The sequence below is a fragment of the Psychrobacillus mangrovi genome, assembly GCF_037104765.1.
GTDB classification, from domain to species: Bacteria; Bacillota; Bacilli; order Bacillales_A; family Planococcaceae; genus Psychrobacillus; species Psychrobacillus mangrovi.
In genome coordinates this window covers 1-17,764 of record NZ_JBAWSY010000012.1, presented here as the reverse complement: position 1 = coordinate 17,764, position 17,764 = coordinate 1, and the positions used below count along the sequence as shown (strand labels likewise).

The window sequence follows — 17,764 nt, the reverse complement described above, 5'->3', positions numbered from 1 at the left end:
TATTTAGGCTTTATAAAGGAGAACTTCCTTAATTAATATTAAAAACAGCTCTCCAATAAAGAAGAGCGGAAGTAAATCACTCGATTGTTCCTGTACTTTTTAATGTGACATCAAAAGGTAAAGTGGGATAAGCTTCTTCCCACTTTTTAAATGTTTTGGTGTAGCTGTATTGTTCGATACGTCAGGCCAAATCCAAAAGGATCTAACTTTTCTTTTTGAACTATAGCAAATAAGTTCTCCAGTTCCTCATGTCCCTTAGTTATTTCAATCATCAGTTCTTCACCTGATTTCATTTCAATTAAATCAGGTGAAGATCCAATATACGACTTATATTTTGCACATGATTTAATCTCAAAAAAAGGTTTAATTATTATCTCACGTAATTTAATACCATTTACTACTAACCTTTGTGAGTACACAAAAAACCCATTTCGAATAGAAAATGCATTTTTAATTCAAAGCTATTGATATTGAATGTTTGTTTTTTTCAAAAATAGTCCCGTGTAAACTAGCAACGTACCAATCATAATTAAAATGCCAATATATACAGACATCATCGTAGGAATTAAAAACGCCCCTATGATTATGGTTAAACGAGCAATCAGATCTGCCCCACTAAAAGAAAAGTTTGTGAAAGCAGAGTAAGAGCCTCTTTTGTCTGATGGAATCATATTCGCCTGTTCGGCGTTTCTTACAGGAGAATAGATTAGTTCTCCCATAGTTGCTATAAAATTAAACAAGATTAGCACATAAAAAGTATTCGCTGAAGTAACCGTTACATAACCGAAACCATATATTATCAAGCCTACTAATAAGACATTTTTATTACTAAACTTATCTGTTAGTTTATTGATCAGAAACGTAAAACATACGACAAGTAGCATATTCTCTATATTAAGTATACTTAACATTCGAACACCAGCAATCTCAAAATCTCCAATATGTACAGATTTAAACGTTTCTGCTAATCGAACACCTATATAACTGTTTAACGAAAACTCAGCTGCTAAAATGAACATGGATCCTATAACTACTTTCACAAATGGTCTATCTTGAAAAGCAACTTTATAGTTTTGAATTAAATCCATAAACACATTTTGATGCTGTTTTTCTCTTCTAATTGTATGTTCATCAATTAACCAAATGTGATAAGCAATTGGTAGAATCGTTGAAGTAATCGTCAGCAATGCAAATAATTCTATTTGATGATTCAAATATAGCAAACCACCTAACGCAGCCCCTATAGCCATCGATAAATTTACTAGCCAGTAATCGAGTGCATATACCTCTTTTCTATTTTCAGGAGTGGTTGAATCGATAATAATTGCGTGCATCGCTGGCCGTCCAAGGCTACTTGTAACTATGTATAATGTGTAAGCAAAAGCAAAAACCGAAATGATGTTGTCTTTAGGATATAAACTAATTGTCATCAACAAAAAAAGTAATGCACTAATAGATGAAGTTAGTACTAATACTCTTTTTCGTGGGAAACGATCCGAAATATAACCCCCAATGAGATTTACAAAAAAACCAATGATTACAGTAAAAACTAGAAAGAGTCCTGCCCATACCTTATTCATTTCTTGTGCAAAAAATAGTGCCATGAAAGGCATTACTGCGGAGGATACCGCGCGATTAAAAAATGAAGTAATGAGACGAACTTTAATATTTTGTGGATAGTTTTTCCACCCCATGTTGTTCCCCTCCTTTGTCTTTAGTATATTAAACTAGACGAAGAAAAATAAAAACGGACATTTTAATAATCTATGTCCACTTAGATAGGAGATAAAATGGATAAGTATTTATTAATGCTATGGAATTCAGTCTCTTCAGGACCAGTAAAACAAGAAGAATTAGCAGATGTCCTCCAATTAAGTACAAAGCAAACGACACGTAATTTACAGAAATGGTCTAAAGAAGGCTGGTTAACGTATACTTCCGGCCGTGGACGTGGCAAGGTATCAAACTTACATTGGTTAAAAGATGTGGGGAGTATTTTTGAAGAGCAAGCTATGCAGATTATTGATGAGGAAGCTGTTGATGTAAGTAGCAAATATTTGTTATTCGAATGGAATATGGAAAGTAAACTGCGTTTAATGAATAAATTTCGTTCAAAATTCGGTTATGTTCAAAACACAAATGACACCCTTGTCGTCCCAAGAAAGTATCCATTTTTAACAATGCATCCTCTAGAAGCTGCTGACGTAAATAGCGCAAATATAGTGGCAACTATCTTTAACCGATTAGTTTTTGTGGATAAAGAAGGTATTGTATACCCCGAACTTGCTCATAGCTGGGATACAGGCGATACTCAGCTTCGAATTTACTTGAAAAAAGATATTAAATTCCATGATGGTTCCATATTAACTGCAGAAGATGTTGTAGAATGTTTGGAAAGACTACGAAAGCATGATTGTTTTAAGGATTTGTGGGAGCCTGTACAAAAAATAGTTGTAGCTGCTCCATTAATAATAGATATACATTTCCCAAGAGGATGCAGCTATTGTTTACAAATGCTCGGAACTATGAATGCTAGTATATACATAGAAAACAAAGAAAATGTATATGGAACTGGTTGCTTTTATCTCGAGGAGAACAATGATCACAAAACAACATTAGTCGCTTTTAAAGATTATTATGGAGAAAGACCTTTATTAGACATAATAGAGTTTGTTCAAATACCAATTGGATTTGAAATAGTATATCGTTCTTCTACCGAAAATCAGTCTACATTTCAGGTGGAAAGTGATTCTGGCTTTGGTTTGGTTGTAATGAATGTAAATCGTAATTCTGCTATTCAGAGAAAAGAAGTACGTGATTATTTACATTTTATAATAGCAAAGTATAGACATAAAATTGGTGAAGTGGATCATAGAATTTTACCTAATCCTCATGGATGCCTTATTGGTCATAGTACGAAATATTATATACCAACAGTGGAACGTCCATCATTTTCAGAACCACTAATAATAAAGTTAGTAAATTACACGGAAAATACTACTAATTGGTTGAAAGATATATTTGAAAGAGAAGGAGTTCCAGTTAATATAAAATGGGTTTCTTTTAAAGATAATATAGCAAATAAAATGAAGAACGAAGAAGCAGATCTCTTTTTTCATGGAGAAGTGTTTGAAATGAATCAAAACTTTTCATTCTTTTATTTCTTAAGAAATGGTTTTTCTCCATTGGCAACTGTTTTGAAAGAAAATAAAAAATGGAGTAATTATTTAGAGGAATACGTAAACACTCCATTTGAAGATTGGACACCGTTAAACTTAAAGGTAGAGAATGCTTTGATTGACGAATCTATTTTTGTTCCACTTTATTATGCGAAACGTCAAATTCCTTTCTCAGTAGATTTAATGAATATTAATATAAAACACTTTGGGTATGTAGACTTTTCTAAACTTTGGGTTAGGCCAACTTGTGATTAAATAGATTAAGTAACCTACTATAGCACCGAATTATCGGTGCTATTTTCTGAGAGAATAAATAGAGCTTATTTTGGACTTCATATAGAGTAATTTGGGGTAGTTGATATGATAGGCAACTCTATTCTAAGGATTAGAATGAATTTAACTTCTTAACCCAATGCTTATAAGCTCCCTTAAATCATCAATGACTATATCCGCTTTTTCTAATTCAATCGATTGAGCAAAATCAAAATTCACTCCAATAGAAACCAACCCGTTGTCCTTGGCTGCGTTAATATCCGATAAACGGTCTCCAACAACTGCTCCATTTATAATATTATTTTCTTGTAATACCTTCTTTACTAATTCAGATTTGTGGCCTGAAGGTATTGACTGAATACTATATATCTTTTTTATATACTTATTCAATTCATATGTATTTATAATTGCTTTTAAGTATTCTTCCTGGCCATTACTAGCAATGTAGAGTTCATACTGACCGCTTAACATTTCTAAGACCATTTCTGTATACGGGTATAATGCTCCCTTTCCATTTTTAATTAATTCAATTAACTTTTCTTGAAAGAAGTCATTGCTTTTTTCTCTTATCTCAATAGAGTGATTTGGACATAATGTTTTCCAAACCTCTGATAGCGGCACACCCATAATTTCACGATACTTATTAATAGGTGTTTCTCCAATCCATAATTTGTCCTTTCTTAGCATATTAAACGTTTTTTCTAATGCAGGCTCTAAAATCAAATTAGTTCGAAATAATGTACCATCCATATCAAATATAATTGCTTGTTCCATACACACCCACCTTTTAATTATGAGTCGTATACCATAAGATTAAGTTCTTAGGAAAAAAATGAAAAAAGGACCAATAATGATCCTCTTTTTTCTTAACTCATCCATTCATTTATTACTTAATGATATGTTTAATAACTGCCATTTCTTTTCCAAATCTATCACCATTATCAATAAATCCCAAACTGGAGTACAAATAATGTGCTCCCAAATTTTCTGGGTGATAGCCTACTACGATTTTCTTTACATTTGGTAATTTAGCCATCTCATTAATCATTAGCTTAGTTGCAGCTTTACCTATTCCTTGTCCCTGGAATTGCTTATCCACCATTATTCTATATACCCAATGTCCATCAAGTTCTTCTAGAACTGAGTTATACATTAAAAAACCAACAATTTTTTCTTCTAAGTAAATACCATATAGCATTAAAGTAGGTTCGAACTTAGATTGAGCTATTGATATAGCATTTGGTTCAATATAATTGCTTTGTTCTTCTGAAATCTCTAAGAGACAGCATTCATACCAGTTTTCTGCATTTAATTCTACCAGTCTAACATTATTTGTTCTCATAAAACTTCCCCTTTTAATTTTTTTGGGGAAAAGCATTTATTTTTTAATTAAGCGTAATCCCCTTGATGTCATTTCCTTTATAAAGTCTCTTGTTTACCATAATGAACTCCTCCTCTACCGAGACTATTCACTTCAAGAATAGTAGTTATTTGATAACAGTTATATTATATAAATTCAGGACAAATTCGGTGTTTTGTAGCCTGTTCGAAAGCATATGCAAATTTAATTAATACACCTTCACTAAATGCGGTACCTGCAAAAGTTACACCAAATGGTCTTCCACTTTCCATATAACCAGCAGGAATTGCTATAGATGGATAGCCAGCTTTGGCACATATTGTTGACCCTATATAGGATGGAAACATAATTGCGTCTAGATTATACTTTTTTAAAGTATAGTCGATTCCCATATCCTGTGAAAAATACAAATCTTCTAATTTTGCATTCAAATATTCAGGGTTTCTTAATGTGTTTGGCAAGCTTTCTCTAAATTCCAACTTATTTTGCCCATACTTTAATGTTTTCTGCTCATTTTGTTTATTAAATTGAATTAATTCGGTATCTGAATGTACTGGTATGTAATGTGGAAGCTGTGACAAATAATTTCCTAAACTATGCTTCAGTTCATATATAGGAACTCCCCAACTCCACTCCCTATTAAAAGAAGGAATTTCGATATTCTCAACAATTTCTGCTCCTTCTTTGTTTAATGTTTGAATAACTTTTATAAACAGTTTTTCATCGTATTCCCCTGATGTATAAAAATCTTCAGATGCATTGTTAAATACTCCGATTCTAGCTCCTTTCAATCCTTTAGAATCTAGGAACCCAGTATAATCATGCTTTGAAATACCCTCACTTTTAAGAGTTGCTGCATCAAATTTATCGACTCCTGTCATGGCCCCCAATAAAATTGCGGCGTCCGTAACTGTTCTTGCAAAAGGACCTGCTGTATCTTGCGAATATGTAAATGGTATAATTCCTGTTCGACTGATTAATCCAACTGTGGGTTTAATTCCAACTACTGAATTTTGAATGGCAGGACTGAGTATAGAAGCATCCGTCTCAGTACCAACAGATACTACTGTGAAATTTGAAGCAACTGCTACAGCAGAACCTGAGCTTGAACCACCGACAAATAGATCACTCCCATATGGATTTAAGACTTGTCCACCTCTTGAACTATAGCCTGCCCACATAGTAGTTGACATTCCATTAGCTAGTTCGGTCATATTTGATTTACCTATAATAATTGCACCTGAAATGCGTAGTTTATTAACAAGAAATGCGTCATGCTTACTAAGATGATTTTCTAATGCAAGTGTACCAGCACTTGTATGCATAGAGTCATTTGTTTCAATATTGTCTTTAAGTAGAAGTGGAATTCCATGTAAAGGCCCTCTAGCTCCTTTTGTTTTTCTTTCATGATCTAGTGCTTCGGCTATAAAAATTGCATCCGGATTTATTTCAAGGACAGAATTTATCATAGGACCTTCCTGGTCAAACTTCGCTATTCTATCAAGGTAATACATAACTAACTCTTTTGAGGTTATTTCCCCTTCTTCTAAAGCATTCTGTATTTCATTAATAGTTAATTCTTCTTTAAAAAAATGTTTGAAATTGATATTCATTTAGTTCTCCTTAAATATTTCTATATTTTTCATGCTCTGAAATCTTAAAAAAGTTGCCACAACTATAAAGCATCATAAAATACGAATAGTGAGTTCAACAGGTTTAATAATTTTTAACGTACAGATTATTTATGTGCTTTTGAGACAGTCCATTTTATCCGTGCTGTAAAGAGGTAATATATAATTTTAAATACCGCTCATAGTCTGGATTACGAGCGGTATTTTTTGATTTTTATTGAACTAAACTGCTGCGTTAGTTCAATAACAAAAAGAGTTACCTATTTAACCCAAGATTTTTATAGTACTAACTCTTCTTTACCACTAAAAGCCCAAATAACATCATTTATTTGGATATCCATTCATATTGAATATCTGGTAAATTTTCTTCATTTTCATGTCCTCTATTTGTGATTTCAAACCCTTGGTTTTCATAAAACCGTTGTGCTTTTTCATTTACTTCGAATGTGTACAATGTTAGTTTCCCACTTGATTGAGCTTTCGCTTTATCAAGTAATGTCCGACCTATACCGATTCCTTGGTACTCTAGATGAATATATAGTTGGGTTATTTCCCTATCGTTATAGGCAATCATTCCAACAACAACTTCATCAATTAACGCTAAATCTATTTGAAACTGTTCAGGTAATATGTGATTTAAAAAATAGACGTGATTTTCAAAGTCATGAATTTCTTTTTGACCAATAGCCTGTTCCTTACTAGCTCGCCACATTTTCACTGTTTGTTCTGCGTATTTGGTGTTATAAGGAATAATACTGATTTTATGTTGCTTCATGTTATGCCACCTCAGAATTTTATTTAGAATGCCCTGTTTAACTAAAGCACCCGTTAGCCATCCATACAGCACAAAATAGTGCTGCACCAAAGAGAATGAAAATGGTTAGAGTAGTCAATACTAATAGTCTACCTAAAACCATAGACTTTTTTTTTAATAATTGAGCAGAGTCTTTTTAATTGTTGTCATTTTTATTTCTTGATGAAAATAATTTTCATGGTAGTTGAATAAGGGGTGGGGCGAACGAACTCTATTGTGTTTCATCTACTAATCATTTTTTTGAAGTAAATTGAAAAGTTCTTTAAAAATTCCTGGAGTAGAACAAATTATTTCTTCCCCAAACAAGTCATTAGGGATATTGTCTGGCACTTTTCCAGCGTGACCAATAGTGGCACCTGCTTCTCTTGCTATTAACCCCGCAGCAGCAACATCCCAATATTTAAGACTCTCTGTATGAGCATCAAGTAATCCAGAGGCTACATAGCATATATCAATGGTTGGTGCAGCAAAACGACGGATGTCTCGGCAACTGGTTGCAAGATTATTTATTCTGGTAAGTGCCGATTTTATTTGACTTTTGTCGTGGGGAAATCCAGTACCAACCACCGATTCTGATAATTTTGATATACTGCTAACCTGAAGTTTCTTACCATTAAAAAAAGAACCGTTTCCACGAATCCCAGTAAATGTAATACCCATTTCTGGTGCGTGAACAACCCCTACCCAAACAATCCCATCAACTGCAAAAGCTACTAAAACAGCAAAATGTGGAAGCCCCTTTGCAAAATTTACTGTACCATCTAATGGATCGACAATCCAAAGAGGTCCATCAAACCGCTCTTTGTTACCTTCACTAGTGAAGTTCTCTTCAGACAGAATTCGATGATCAGGATAATAATACAAAATTGCCTCACGAATGATTTGATCAGACGCAAAATCAGCAGATGTTACAAGTTCTCCAACATCCTTATAGGTAATATCTATATGAGATTCATTTCTCATTTTAACTATATGTTTACCTGATTTTCGTACAACATTTTCTGTAAAGTTTAACAGTTTTCCCAACGTTATAAGGTCCATCATATCCTCCTTTATAAAAAACTATCAAAATCTTAGAACAAATTAGGTAGTTAATTATACACAACTACATCGTCTATACTAACTTCTCCATTAAATAATCTTCTTCTTTCCTTGCCTGAGAATCTTAATACGATTAGATTTTATAAAATAAATATATAGTTTCACTAATCATTAAACCCACTTTACTTAACTAAAAAGGGCTCTCCCTTATCATCAAACGAATGCTTAAAATCAAATGCAAATGAAGTTGCTCCATTCTGAGTATAGTAGTTATATCTCATGAAAGCCTCCTTCCATGAGACATCCTTTAGTTTTTCTGTCCACCATATTACATATGAAAGGTGTTTCTCTTGATATGGCTCTATCCATTTATTTCTCTCTCGTAATGCTTGCCTATGAAGACCTGAATAGGTAAAAAGATATAAGGATTCGAGGTCTTTCCATACTGTTAATGTAAGAACAGGGAATCCTTTTCCTTTAATAGCTTCTTGAGGAAAAGGGACCCCGTCAGAGGAAAACGCCTGTACAAGATGTCCTGATTTTATCGCTTGCCCAAATACATTATTTCCCACTTCAAAAAATTCTCGAGAAGCAGGGTGTTCAATGGGATGATTTAGCCTACCAACAGTATAAATAGATACTAAAGACATAAACAGCACCTCAATTACAGTTTTTTACTATTTATATTCCAATAAAGGATAAGAACATGCAATTTATATATAATGAAATGTTCAGAATACAAGGTCGGTTTCAAAAGATAATAAAGAAGAAGTAAAAGGTTGTGAGTAATTTCGATAACAACTTACACTTGGTCCCTCCTAAAGCACTAAGGGAAGTTAGAAAAGAGTGTTAGAGAAAACTATGATGATGTTGTTTCTGAAGAGTTAATAAATCAGTGAATAATCCTCTATATGCTCTATGCAGTTACAATATCTTCATAAAACCACTCTGTTATATGTTTTGGATTTGCAATTACATTCCAAACTAACTCTTAGATTTCTTTTATGCCCGCCGCTTTACTATTTTTAAATCTTGGATTTGATTTCATTACTTTCTTCAACTCATCAAATCCTACTCCTAAAAAATATTGACAGTTAGGTTTATCAATCAGTCTGTTGTACACCTGTGTCCAGATATAAAGACATTTTACTTTCTAATCATTCTCAGGCTCTCTTATAAAAAGAAAAATCCTAATAATAAAACTTTTGTATCTTCGACACCTCGATAAACATTTAAGTCAAGTACAACCCGATTAGTTTTTAATTCTCATTAAGAAAGTAAAGTAATTGAACTACACCAGAAGATACCTTCTTGTTTCTACTAGTTTTAAATTCACCCTTTGCTTTATATCAATAAATAAGGGTTTCCCATCTCCCAATATTGGGTCGCTAATCATGCTCTACTCATTTATTTACTAACTTCCGGCTGCACTGACTGCACCTTATGCTTAAATAATGGCAGAATAAATAGAACTCCAATCAAGAACAAGATTCCAGATGTCAGGTAAACTCCAGATAAGGTAAGCGGTTCTTTCAACAATCCTGACATGGACATGCCGATGACCATCATTCCCATGAACATCGGGTTCAATACACCATTAACACGGCCTACAAAGGCTTCTTCCGTATTACTCAGGATTAAAGTATTAATGCCAATATGAATGCATGGAAAGAATAAACCGTTCATAAATTGAAGGGTAATGGTCATTGCAGGACTATGAGAAAAACCGATTCCTACAGTCCCAATGACACTTGCTATAATGCCTAATGCCAATAGCTTCTGAGGAGAAACTTTTTTGGAAAGAGCAAAAATAGCTCCTCCGCCAATTAGCATTCCTACCCCGCTCGCCATGAGCAGCCACTGGATGAATTCCTTTGTCATTCCCAAGTTCTCAATGGCAATGTAAATTGCTAACGGCTGAATTAACCCTACTGCCAAGCCACAAGCTGCAAAAATGGCACCCATTGACTTCAATACCCTATGATTAAGTACATAACGGAACCCGTCAGCCAACTCCCTTTTGAAGTCAGGTTTTACCTCAGTTTTCTCCTTTTCTATGTCTTTTGGCAAGAACATCAAGACTGCTGCAGAAAGAAGGAACATGACACCCATCACTCCAATAGACATATAGATGCCAAACTTCTGATAGACGAACGTACCGATAATCGGTCCGATGACCATAAAGATTGCCATTAACGATTGGAACATAGCCATGACAGATTGCAGCTGGTCCGCCGGTACATGCTGTTTGAACAAACGCATGGCGGAAGGCATCGAGAACTGTGATAATATTGCGGAAACTAAAGTAGCAAAGAATATGGCATACCACGAACCAAAAAATAATGTAATTAACACAACAAAAATTGAAACTGCAGACAATAAATCACACCAGACCATCGTCAATTTTGGTTTCCATCTATCAGCAAATGTTCCTCCGATAAAAGAAAAGACGAAAATCGGTGCGAACTCAGCTACTGAAATAAGCGAAACATATACCGGATCATTGTTTGTAATATCAGTGACATATAAAAGTATTGCAAAGTTACGTATCCAGATCCCAAGTTGCAGTAAAAAATTCGAACTCATAATCGATAAAACAATCCGATTTGAGAATATATTGCTTGAAGACCTCACCTGCAAGCCTTCACCTTTTGCCATCCCCATATAAACCCTGCCTCTCATTCCCCAAATTTCTATTTCTTTCAACATCGCAACCGAATTCTGAAGAGATACTTTAGAATTGCATCGGTGAGCCTCTTTTCCTTTTATCGTATAATTTAAAGTTTAAGCTTAAAGCCTTCATGAGTTGCAGTAAATCCTAATTGTTCATAAAAACGGATAGAATCGGGCCGCTTTTTGTCTGTGGTGAGTTGCACCAAATGACAGCCTCTTTCTTTTGCACGGTCAATGGCAAAACGGATCATTTTACTTCCGATTCCCTGTCCCCGCACTGATGCCGATGTCCGGACTCCTTCTATAGTCGCCCGCCATCCTCCCTGATGGGTAATGTAAGGAGTAAACGTAATTTGCAGAACCCCGATGACAGTTTCATCTATAGAAGCAACGATCAATTCATTATTTAGATCTGATTCAATTGCCCTAAAAGCTTTGAAGTAGCTTTCCGGCAATGGCTTTTCATATCGTTCCCTTTGGCTTCCAAGAGGATCATTAGCGAGCATCCCGACAATTATATCAAGATCTTCTTCAGTCGCTTCTCTAATTGTTACTTTACATTCCATCTGACACCACTCCTTACTATTAATACTCTCCCAAAGTCTTTGCTTTCGTGATTGTTAAATAAATACTAACAGCACCCAACAAGCAAAGTATAGAGTGAACAAGTCCTTGGTTGTATCCCAATATATATGTGAAGTTTTGAACTTGCATTAAAAAGATTGCTCAAATGACCGTGGATATGGTAGCCCTTTTGATTAATCCAAATTAAAATGGGGGAATTAGGCTAATTAGAACGGTACAGAGAGACCCGATGATCGCCTTAGTCAAATATGCTTTCAATTCCATCCAGCCAAATGTAACGGTAATCAAGTCCATGGATTGATCAACAATTACCGTTGACACACTTTATGTTGAGTATTGTAATCAGGAAGTTGAACTGGAAAATGAAAGTGAAGCAGATCATCGTTCAACAATTCATAACTGTAAGTACTAGTTCTCGCACTCCCACCATGCCCCCGTTAATCTAAAGCTAAAACGCGGTATTTTTCTCCTAATATGGCAGCCATTTGATCCCATGATTCTGCACTTTTTCCCAGTGTGTGAAGTGCAACAATCGGTGGTGCAAATGGTTCTCCACTCTCGCGATATTGAAAAGTGAGACACTGTATACTCAAAACTAAATCTCCCCAACACGACCTGCGTATCTAATGGAAAGGAATATGCTCAGTGCACCTAATATAGTCAGTACGGTTATGATAATATATGGTTCAAGATTAATGAATGATGAAAAATTGGGTAAATTCATTATCATAATCGCACAAATTATGGTTGGCACGATTGCTCTCCTCCAAATCCCAAAGAGAAAGAGTGGAACGAAGCTCATAATTGTAATGATCAACGAGACGATAATCGTACTACTGAAAAATTTAACAATATCCACACTCGTTGGCTGTCCTTTAATAATGGGGAATAATTGATCCAGCATATAAGTGATCACCCCTGAAAAGAGAAAGGAAATGACGGTAGCTAGAAAAATAAAAAGGAAAATAAACAACACTTTTGCTGTAAATAACTTTTTTCGACTGATCGGATATCCAAATGAAAGTGATATGGTTTTGCTTTTATATTCTTGAATGAAAACTTGGCTAATTAGAGATGCAGCTAATAAAATCATCCCTTTTTGTATAAACCAGTTCATTTCTATCGCCATGTCATAACTCTCACCGAATGCAGGCATTGCCACATTAATAAAAAATGTAGGGAAAAAGAAAAGAGTAAGCCAGTAAATGATTAATTCAATAATAACCTGTTGTTGGTTTAATTTTTTCCATTCGAGTTGAATTAACTTAGTCAATTTGTCCACCTCCATTAATTTGCTTATAAAAATAGTCTTCTAATGAACTGGTGTGTCTTTGAATTTCTTCTATGCCGATATCATGAAGGATTAACATTTTAGAAATGTCATTTTGTGAATGAGTCAAATCATATATTCGAATTCGATTCCCATTAATCATTTTCATATTTGATAAATGAAGTTTATTTTCGAGTATATAAACCGCCTTCTCCACATTTGTTGTCAATATCTCGATGTAATCTGTTTGTTGTTTTCGTATTTCGTCTAGTGTTACTTCCCTCAACAACCTTCCATTATCAATAACGCCAATCCTATTTACTACTTGTTCCATTTCTCCTAAAATATGACTAGAAAGAAGAATGGTTATCCCATATTCTTTATTTAAAATCAGGATTAAATCGCGAATATCTTTGATTCCAATTGGATCTAGTCCATTTATCGGTTCATCAAAAATAATTAGTTCTGGCTTTGTAACAATAGCCCTAGCTATACCAAGCCGTTGCTTCATTCCAAGGGAAAATTCCTTCACTTTTTTGTTCTCAATCCCTTTTAAATGAACCATATCCAACGCTTGCTTCATCCCTTTAACATCGTAATATCCTAAATATTCACAATGAATCTTCATATTTTCCATCGCTGTTAAATGCTCAAAAAAAACGGGATATTCAATGATACTGCCAACTCTTTTTAAAACAGTCTTGGAACGTTCCGTAAGCCTCTGTCCAAATAATTCAATTTCTCCATTGGTTGGATTTGTTATTCCAGTCAGCATTTTCATTATGGTGGTTTTACCAGCACCATTTTGCCCGAGAAAACCATAAATTTCGCCTTTACGAATATGAAGATTTATATTTGATACAAGATTCTTTCCTCTAAACTGTTTAGTGAGCCCGGTAGTTTTTATTACATAATCCATCGTCCCATCCTCCTTCATCTATTTCTATCATAGAGAGGAATGTTATCTTTTTTCTTTCTCATTCCTTACAAATTTCTTACGTTTACAGTTTGTAGCAAAAAAGAGGCAGTCCTGTAGAACACCTCTTTTGAAAAGCACTAATACGTCATTCGATTAAACATACAAGTAAAGACCGTTTTTTTATAAGGTTTGCTACTTAAGTGGATGGAACCCTTCATCGCTTCTGTTAAGCGTTTTGTAATACTTAATCCGAGCCCACTTCCTTGAAACTCTGGATTTCTGGCATCATTTAATGTATACAATCTTTCAAACACTCGTTCTTGATGAATCTCCGAAATTCCTTTACCTTTATCCCAAATATCGATTGCCATAAAATCTTCATCTTCTCGAACTGTTAATCCAAACACTCCTCCATCGCTACCATAACGGATGGCATTCGAGATCAGATTGTTTAATACACGATTTAACGCCTCTTCGTTTCCAAGTATATAAATATTTTGCTCAGGAATGTTGATTTCCACATGAAGATTTTTAGATTGAAGTAAATCATAGAAATCCAGCACATTTTTTCTGCAAACTTCATTGATACAAAGTCTGCCTAAAGGAATCGCATAATCACCAGACTCTAGTTTAACAAGGTCAAAGAATTGGTTAAGTAGTGCAATGACACTTGCCGTTTTTTGATGAAGTCGGATCGTAACCTCGTCCCGTTCCCCTTCACTCATGCTTTGATCCATCTTTAATTTTTCCACATAGCCCAAAATGACCGTTAATGGGGTTTTCAAATCGTGTGACATGTTGGACATCATTTTTCTTAAGCTTTCTTTCATTTTCGCGTAGTCTGCAATGACTTTTTGGTTGTAATCTAAAAGACGATTGATTTGAATGAGAAAAAGCTTAATCGTTATCTGATCCGTTTGCATCAACACTTTTTCGGCAGTTTCCTTATCGATAATATCCGATAACATATCTAACATTTTCGTCAGGTGTTTATTCATTTTTCTTCTTGAATAAAATTGGAAACCTATTATGGTAAGCAATATAACAATAATCATACTCAAAATAAAAACCATAGCCTACTCACCTAATTTATATCCGATCCCCCAAATTGTCCGAATGTTTTGCGGGTTTGAAGGATCAGCTTCTATTTTTTCACGCAGTCTTCGAATATGGACATTAATCACATTTTCATTTCCGAAATAGTCATCTTCCCAAATAAAATGATAAATTTGTTCCTTTGTAAATACTCTGTTTTGATTGGTCATGAACAGCTTTAAAATTTGAAATTCTTTTGACGTCAATTGTATGGTCTTATCTCTGACTTGCACAGAAAAGGTTGTTAGGTCTAGAGATAACTCTTTATATTGAAGCGTATTTGATGTAGGTACACTCTCTGAGGGGAGAGATTGCGTTGCCCTGCGTATGACAGCTTGTACTCTGGCTGTTAATTCAATCATGGAAAAGGGTTTGCTCATATAATCATCCGCACCAAAACCAAGACCCAATACTTTATCAATATCACTCCCTTTAGCGGAAATGATCAGTACGGGTATTACGCTCGTTGCTCTTATCCTTTTTAAAAGTTCCATCCCACTTATCTTTGGAAGCATTAAATCAAGCAAGATTATATCTACCTCATTTTTTTCAAGAAGAGTCAATGCCTCCTCACCATCAAATGCTCTATATACTATAAAGTTCTCCTGTTTCAAGTGACTCGTAACCAATTGACTAATTTCTCTGTCATCTTCAACTAGAAGAATAACATTTGACATGTTAACACTTCCATTCTTTTTTCAAATAGCCTACTATTCTTTATTTTTTTGAAGTGATAAAAATAATGGTCTTGCTTAACTAAAGCACCCGTTAGTTGGAGTAGAAAAAGTATTTTAGCTTACTTGAAGTATATTTAAATGGTTATTGCTTGATAGGTTTAATTTTCAATTACAATTTCTCCCTCACCTTTTGGTGCTTCGAAACCATTAAGGTAGGAAGTTAAAATTTCTTCTGAAATAGGAAACGCATTAGCATCAAAACGTTTGTTTCGTATTTTAAGCCGTTCACGCAAATCATCAGGGTGAACTTTTAAATAAATAAGTTGCCATTTACCGCCGGACTTTTCAATAAGTTGCTTATATTGGTTCCTTCTTACACGATCCCAAAAACTGAAGTCAATTACCACCTGTTTTTTATCGTGAATTAACTTTATTAAATGATTACGCAATTTTCTTTCTGCATCTATCTTGTATTCCTCAATCTTTTCAATTGGGAAATCAATCCCATAACGACCATTAGTAGACCAAATTTCTTCATCAATAGAAAGACGCACAAAGCCTTCTTTTTCTAATAGTTGTGAGAATGTAGTTTTCCCAGAACCGGCCACACCACACATCATTACTACAAGAGGGGTGAAATCATCTTGTTCACGATAAATTAAGTCAAAATTAAACTTCTCAAACATTTCGATACTACCCCCACCTTTTTGATATGAATTCAATCATAATCCTAAATAAGTTCTGAAAAGGCTTTTAATCTAAACTGCTTCGTTAGTTCAATAAGAAAAAAGAGTTGCCAAAGCAGCCCATGATCTTCAATTAAAGCACCCGTTAGCCCTCCATGCAGCACAAAATAGTTCTGCACCACAGAGAATGAAAAAGGTTAGTGGAGTCAATACTAATAGTCTACCGAAAACAATAGACTTTTTAATGTCCGCTCTCCTCTTTTTTTAACGATTAAGCAGGGGTCTATTTAAGTAATGTCATTTTTCTTTTCTTGAAGAAATTAATTTTCATGGTAGTTCAACAACTTTTTCGTTGAAAATTATATTTAAAAAGACATTAAGTAAGTAGAGGTTTTATGTTTGATAAACCCATATCAACTGATGTCTCTATCTAACCAACTATCTGATTAAACGTTAAACATTAAGTTTTTCATTTATAACTTCCTTATCATATTCCATATCGCCTAAAACGTAAGGAACGAATTTTTTAACTTCTTCAGACTTAACCTCTTCCAAATCTAAGATTGCAGGAAATTTATTAAGCGTTTTTCTCAATTCATGGGTAAAACCATAGTATTCTAATAATTTTCCATTTAATAATCGGAAATCATTATGTTATAAATTAAGTATTTCTTTATTTTCTTCCATCCTGTTTTTCAACCAAGGAAGATAAAAACCTTTTAGCCAAATATTATCAGCGATTAAATGTGTAAAATATCCTGAAATATAAAGATTTTCTACTTGCGAACTATATTTATGCAAAAATCCTTTATAATCAACTCTTCTTGAATAATCTTGTACCTCACCTTTAAAGAAATGTGATAAGTCTTTAGTGGAAACAGCATCTGCTGCAATGCCTCCAAGCAAAAATGAAGTTTTATTTTCTATTAATAGACTCTCTGCAATTCTATTAGCAATGACCAAGTGCATTATTCTTGAACCCAAAATTCACTCACCCTTTAAGTATTATTTGACCATTCTTTAATATAATCTTCTATAAATTTTGGAGAATTCCTTCTTAAACTAACCTGCTTCGTTAGTTTAAGTATAACAATTCACAATGGATTTCTGAGGTCTACTTGATGTTTCGAATAAAAAAATAGATCATCGAAAATGATGGTCTTGTTTAACTAAAGCCCGTTAATTCAAGAAAAAGTAAAACAAAATTGCTACAACAAAACTTGGAATTGGAATTTAACAACCAATTATCTTTGTACCACCTTGAATACCTTTGAAACGAATTGAGGTTCCATTTTCAAACAAATTCCCCATTTTCTTGTTGAACTAAACTGCTGCGTTCGTATTATAAGGTCAGCCAGAGAAAATCTGGTTGACTATTTTTTATTCAATTTATAGATTGATAGTACCGGGGTAGAACGGAACTGCTCGTGGGACTTGATCCCGACAACTAAACAGTTCGCCCTCTACTTGTTAACACATGATTAGGCTGGTTGGGACATGATGATCTCGTATAACAAGCGAAGATATGAATAACAAGGTAGATAGAGGTTACCGGTCAATC

At 34.2% G+C, this 17,764-nt stretch carries 18 protein-coding genes and 2 pseudogenes; 1 reads left to right on the top strand and 19 read right to left on the bottom strand.

Annotated elements, in window-relative coordinates; genetic code table 11:
• Positions 1 to 146 precede the first annotated feature (146 nt).
• Together WAX74_RS14485 and WAX74_RS14480 are read right to left on the bottom strand one after the other, a co-directional pair.
• A complete protein-coding gene (locus WAX74_RS14485; RefSeq protein WP_336498376.1) occupies positions 147 to 419 on the bottom strand; it encodes a hypothetical protein in 273 nt (90 codons plus the stop codon).
• 42 nt (positions 420 to 461) lie between these two features.
• Positions 462 to 1,694, bottom strand: a complete 1,233-nt coding sequence (locus tag WAX74_RS14480; protein WP_336498375.1) for an MDR family MFS transporter — start codon at positions 1,692 to 1,694, stop codon at positions 462 to 464.
• 96 nt (positions 1,695 to 1,790) lie between these two features.
• Between WAX74_RS14480 and WAX74_RS14475 the strand changes: the two genes are divergently transcribed.
• A complete protein-coding gene (locus WAX74_RS14475) occupies positions 1,791 to 3,434 on the top strand; it encodes an ABC transporter substrate-binding protein (protein ID WP_336498374.1) in 1,644 nt (547 codons plus the stop codon).
• Between the two features lie 141 nt (positions 3,435 to 3,575).
• On the opposite strand, the gene WAX74_RS14470 is transcribed toward WAX74_RS14475, so the two are convergent.
• From WAX74_RS14470 to WAX74_RS14390, 17 genes and pseudogenes are all read right to left on the bottom strand, one after another.
• Positions 3,576 to 4,226 (bottom strand): HAD hydrolase-like protein, encoded by a 651-nt coding sequence (locus WAX74_RS14470; protein WP_336498373.1) that lies wholly within the window; start codon positions 4,224 to 4,226, stop codon positions 3,576 to 3,578.
• Positions 4,227 to 4,338: 112 nt separating this feature from the next.
• Complete coding sequence (locus WAX74_RS14465) at positions 4,339 to 4,794, bottom strand: GNAT family N-acetyltransferase (protein ID WP_336498372.1); 456 nt, start codon at positions 4,792 to 4,794, stop codon at positions 4,339 to 4,341.
• Between the two features lie 164 nt (positions 4,795 to 4,958).
• Positions 4,959 to 6,425 (bottom strand): amidase family protein, encoded by a 1,467-nt coding sequence (locus WAX74_RS14460; RefSeq protein ID WP_336498371.1) that lies wholly within the window; start codon positions 6,423 to 6,425, stop codon positions 4,959 to 4,961.
• A 343-nt stretch (positions 6,426 to 6,768) separates the two neighbouring features.
• The gene (locus tag WAX74_RS14455; RefSeq protein WP_336498370.1) at positions 6,769 to 7,218 is read right to left on the bottom strand and encodes a GNAT family N-acetyltransferase; all 450 of its coding nucleotides are present in this window, start codon (positions 7,216 to 7,218) and stop codon (positions 6,769 to 6,771) included.
• A 267-nt stretch (positions 7,219 to 7,485) separates the two neighbouring features.
• The gene (locus WAX74_RS14450) at positions 7,486 to 8,283 is read right to left on the bottom strand and encodes an inositol monophosphatase family protein (RefSeq protein ID WP_336498369.1); all 798 of its coding nucleotides are present in this window, start codon (positions 8,281 to 8,283) and stop codon (positions 7,486 to 7,488) included.
• 197 nt (positions 8,284 to 8,480) lie between these two features.
• Positions 8,481 to 8,948 carry a DUF3291 domain-containing protein gene (locus WAX74_RS14445; RefSeq protein ID WP_336498368.1) on the bottom strand — a complete coding sequence of 156 codons (468 nt, stop codon included), beginning with the start codon at positions 8,946 to 8,948 and terminating at the stop codon, positions 8,481 to 8,483.
• A gap of 341 nt (positions 8,949 to 9,289) precedes the next feature.
• Complete coding sequence (locus WAX74_RS14440) at positions 9,290 to 9,421, bottom strand: hypothetical protein (RefSeq protein WP_336498367.1); 132 nt, start codon at positions 9,419 to 9,421, stop codon at positions 9,290 to 9,292.
• Between the two features lie 136 nt (positions 9,422 to 9,557).
• A pseudogene (locus WAX74_RS14435) lies at positions 9,558 to 9,679 on the bottom strand (dihydrofolate reductase family protein); the annotation flags it as partial.
• Positions 9,680 to 9,705: 26 nt separating this feature from the next.
• Positions 9,706 to 10,956 carry an MFS transporter gene (locus WAX74_RS14430; RefSeq protein WP_336498447.1) on the bottom strand — a complete coding sequence of 417 codons (1,251 nt, stop codon included), beginning with the start codon at positions 10,954 to 10,956 and terminating at the stop codon, positions 9,706 to 9,708.
• A 119-nt stretch (positions 10,957 to 11,075) separates the two neighbouring features.
• Positions 11,076 to 11,537 carry a GNAT family N-acetyltransferase gene (locus WAX74_RS14425; RefSeq protein ID WP_336498366.1) on the bottom strand — a complete coding sequence of 154 codons (462 nt, stop codon included), beginning with the start codon at positions 11,535 to 11,537 and terminating at the stop codon, positions 11,076 to 11,078.
• Positions 11,538 to 11,993: 456 nt separating this feature from the next.
• Positions 11,994 to 12,149 carry an alpha/beta fold hydrolase gene (locus tag WAX74_RS14420; protein WP_336498365.1) on the bottom strand — a complete coding sequence of 52 codons (156 nt, stop codon included), beginning with the start codon at positions 12,147 to 12,149 and terminating at the stop codon, positions 11,994 to 11,996.
• Between the two features lie 2 nt (positions 12,150 to 12,151).
• Positions 12,152 to 12,838, bottom strand: a complete 687-nt coding sequence (locus tag WAX74_RS14415; protein WP_336498364.1) for an ABC transporter permease — start codon at positions 12,836 to 12,838, stop codon at positions 12,152 to 12,154.
• Positions 12,822 to 13,745 (bottom strand): ATP-binding cassette domain-containing protein, encoded by a 924-nt coding sequence (locus WAX74_RS14410; protein WP_336498363.1) that lies wholly within the window; start codon positions 13,743 to 13,745, stop codon positions 12,822 to 12,824. Before WAX74_RS14410 ends, WAX74_RS14415 begins: the two co-directional genes overlap by 17 nt.
• Before the next feature lie 137 nt (positions 13,746 to 13,882).
• Positions 13,883 to 14,818, bottom strand: a complete 936-nt coding sequence (locus WAX74_RS14405; RefSeq protein WP_336498362.1) for a sensor histidine kinase — start codon at positions 14,816 to 14,818, stop codon at positions 13,883 to 13,885.
• Between the two features lie 3 nt (positions 14,819 to 14,821).
• Complete coding sequence (locus tag WAX74_RS14400) at positions 14,822 to 15,517, bottom strand: response regulator transcription factor (protein ID WP_336498361.1); 696 nt, start codon at positions 15,515 to 15,517, stop codon at positions 14,822 to 14,824.
• Between the two features lie 158 nt (positions 15,518 to 15,675).
• The gene (locus tag WAX74_RS14395) at positions 15,676 to 16,203 is read right to left on the bottom strand and encodes a P-loop nucleotide/nucleoside kinase family protein (RefSeq protein WP_336498360.1); all 528 of its coding nucleotides are present in this window, start codon (positions 16,201 to 16,203) and stop codon (positions 15,676 to 15,678) included.
• Between the two features lie 430 nt (positions 16,204 to 16,633).
• Positions 16,634 to 17,187 (bottom strand): annotated as a pseudogene (locus WAX74_RS14390) (zinc dependent phospholipase C family protein).
• Between the last annotated feature and the right edge of the window lie 577 nt (positions 17,188 to 17,764).

Coding starts and splice junctions, on each gene's coding strand:
- WAX74_RS14425 (WP_336498366.1), bottom strand. CDS start 11,537: ATGGAATGTAAAGTAACAATTAGAGAAGCGACTGAAGAAGATCTTGAT.
- WAX74_RS14395 (WP_336498360.1), bottom strand. CDS start 16,203: ATGTTTGAGAAGTTTAATTTTGACTTAATTTATCGTGAACAAGATGAT.
- WAX74_RS14410 (WP_336498363.1), bottom strand. CDS start 13,745: ATGGATTATGTAATAAAAACTACCGGGCTCACTAAACAGTTTAGAGGA.
- WAX74_RS14470 (WP_336498373.1), bottom strand. CDS start 4,226: ATGGAACAAGCAATTATATTTGATATGGATGGTACATTATTTCGAACT.
- WAX74_RS14405 (WP_336498362.1), bottom strand. CDS start 14,818: ATGGTTTTTATTTTGAGTATGATTATTGTTATATTGCTTACCATAATA.
- WAX74_RS14475 (WP_336498374.1), top strand. CDS start 1,791: ATGGATAAGTATTTATTAATGCTATGGAATTCAGTCTCTTCAGGACCA.
- WAX74_RS14400 (WP_336498361.1), bottom strand. CDS start 15,517: ATGTCAAATGTTATTCTTCTAGTTGAAGATGACAGAGAAATTAGTCAA.
- WAX74_RS14460 (WP_336498371.1), bottom strand. CDS start 6,425: ATGAATATCAATTTCAAACATTTTTTTAAAGAAGAATTAACTATTAAT.
- WAX74_RS14430 (WP_336498447.1), bottom strand. CDS start 10,956: ATGGCAAAAGGTGAAGGCTTGCAGGTGAGGTCTTCAAGCAATATATTC.
- WAX74_RS14455 (WP_336498370.1), bottom strand. CDS start 7,218: ATGAAGCAACATAAAATCAGTATTATTCCTTATAACACCAAATACGCA.
- WAX74_RS14480 (WP_336498375.1), bottom strand. CDS start 1,694: ATGGGGTGGAAAAACTATCCACAAAATATTAAAGTTCGTCTCATTACT.
- WAX74_RS14445 (WP_336498368.1), bottom strand. CDS start 8,948: ATGTCTTTAGTATCTATTTATACTGTTGGTAGGCTAAATCATCCCATT.
- WAX74_RS14465 (WP_336498372.1), bottom strand. CDS start 4,794: ATGAGAACAAATAATGTTAGACTGGTAGAATTAAATGCAGAAAACTGG.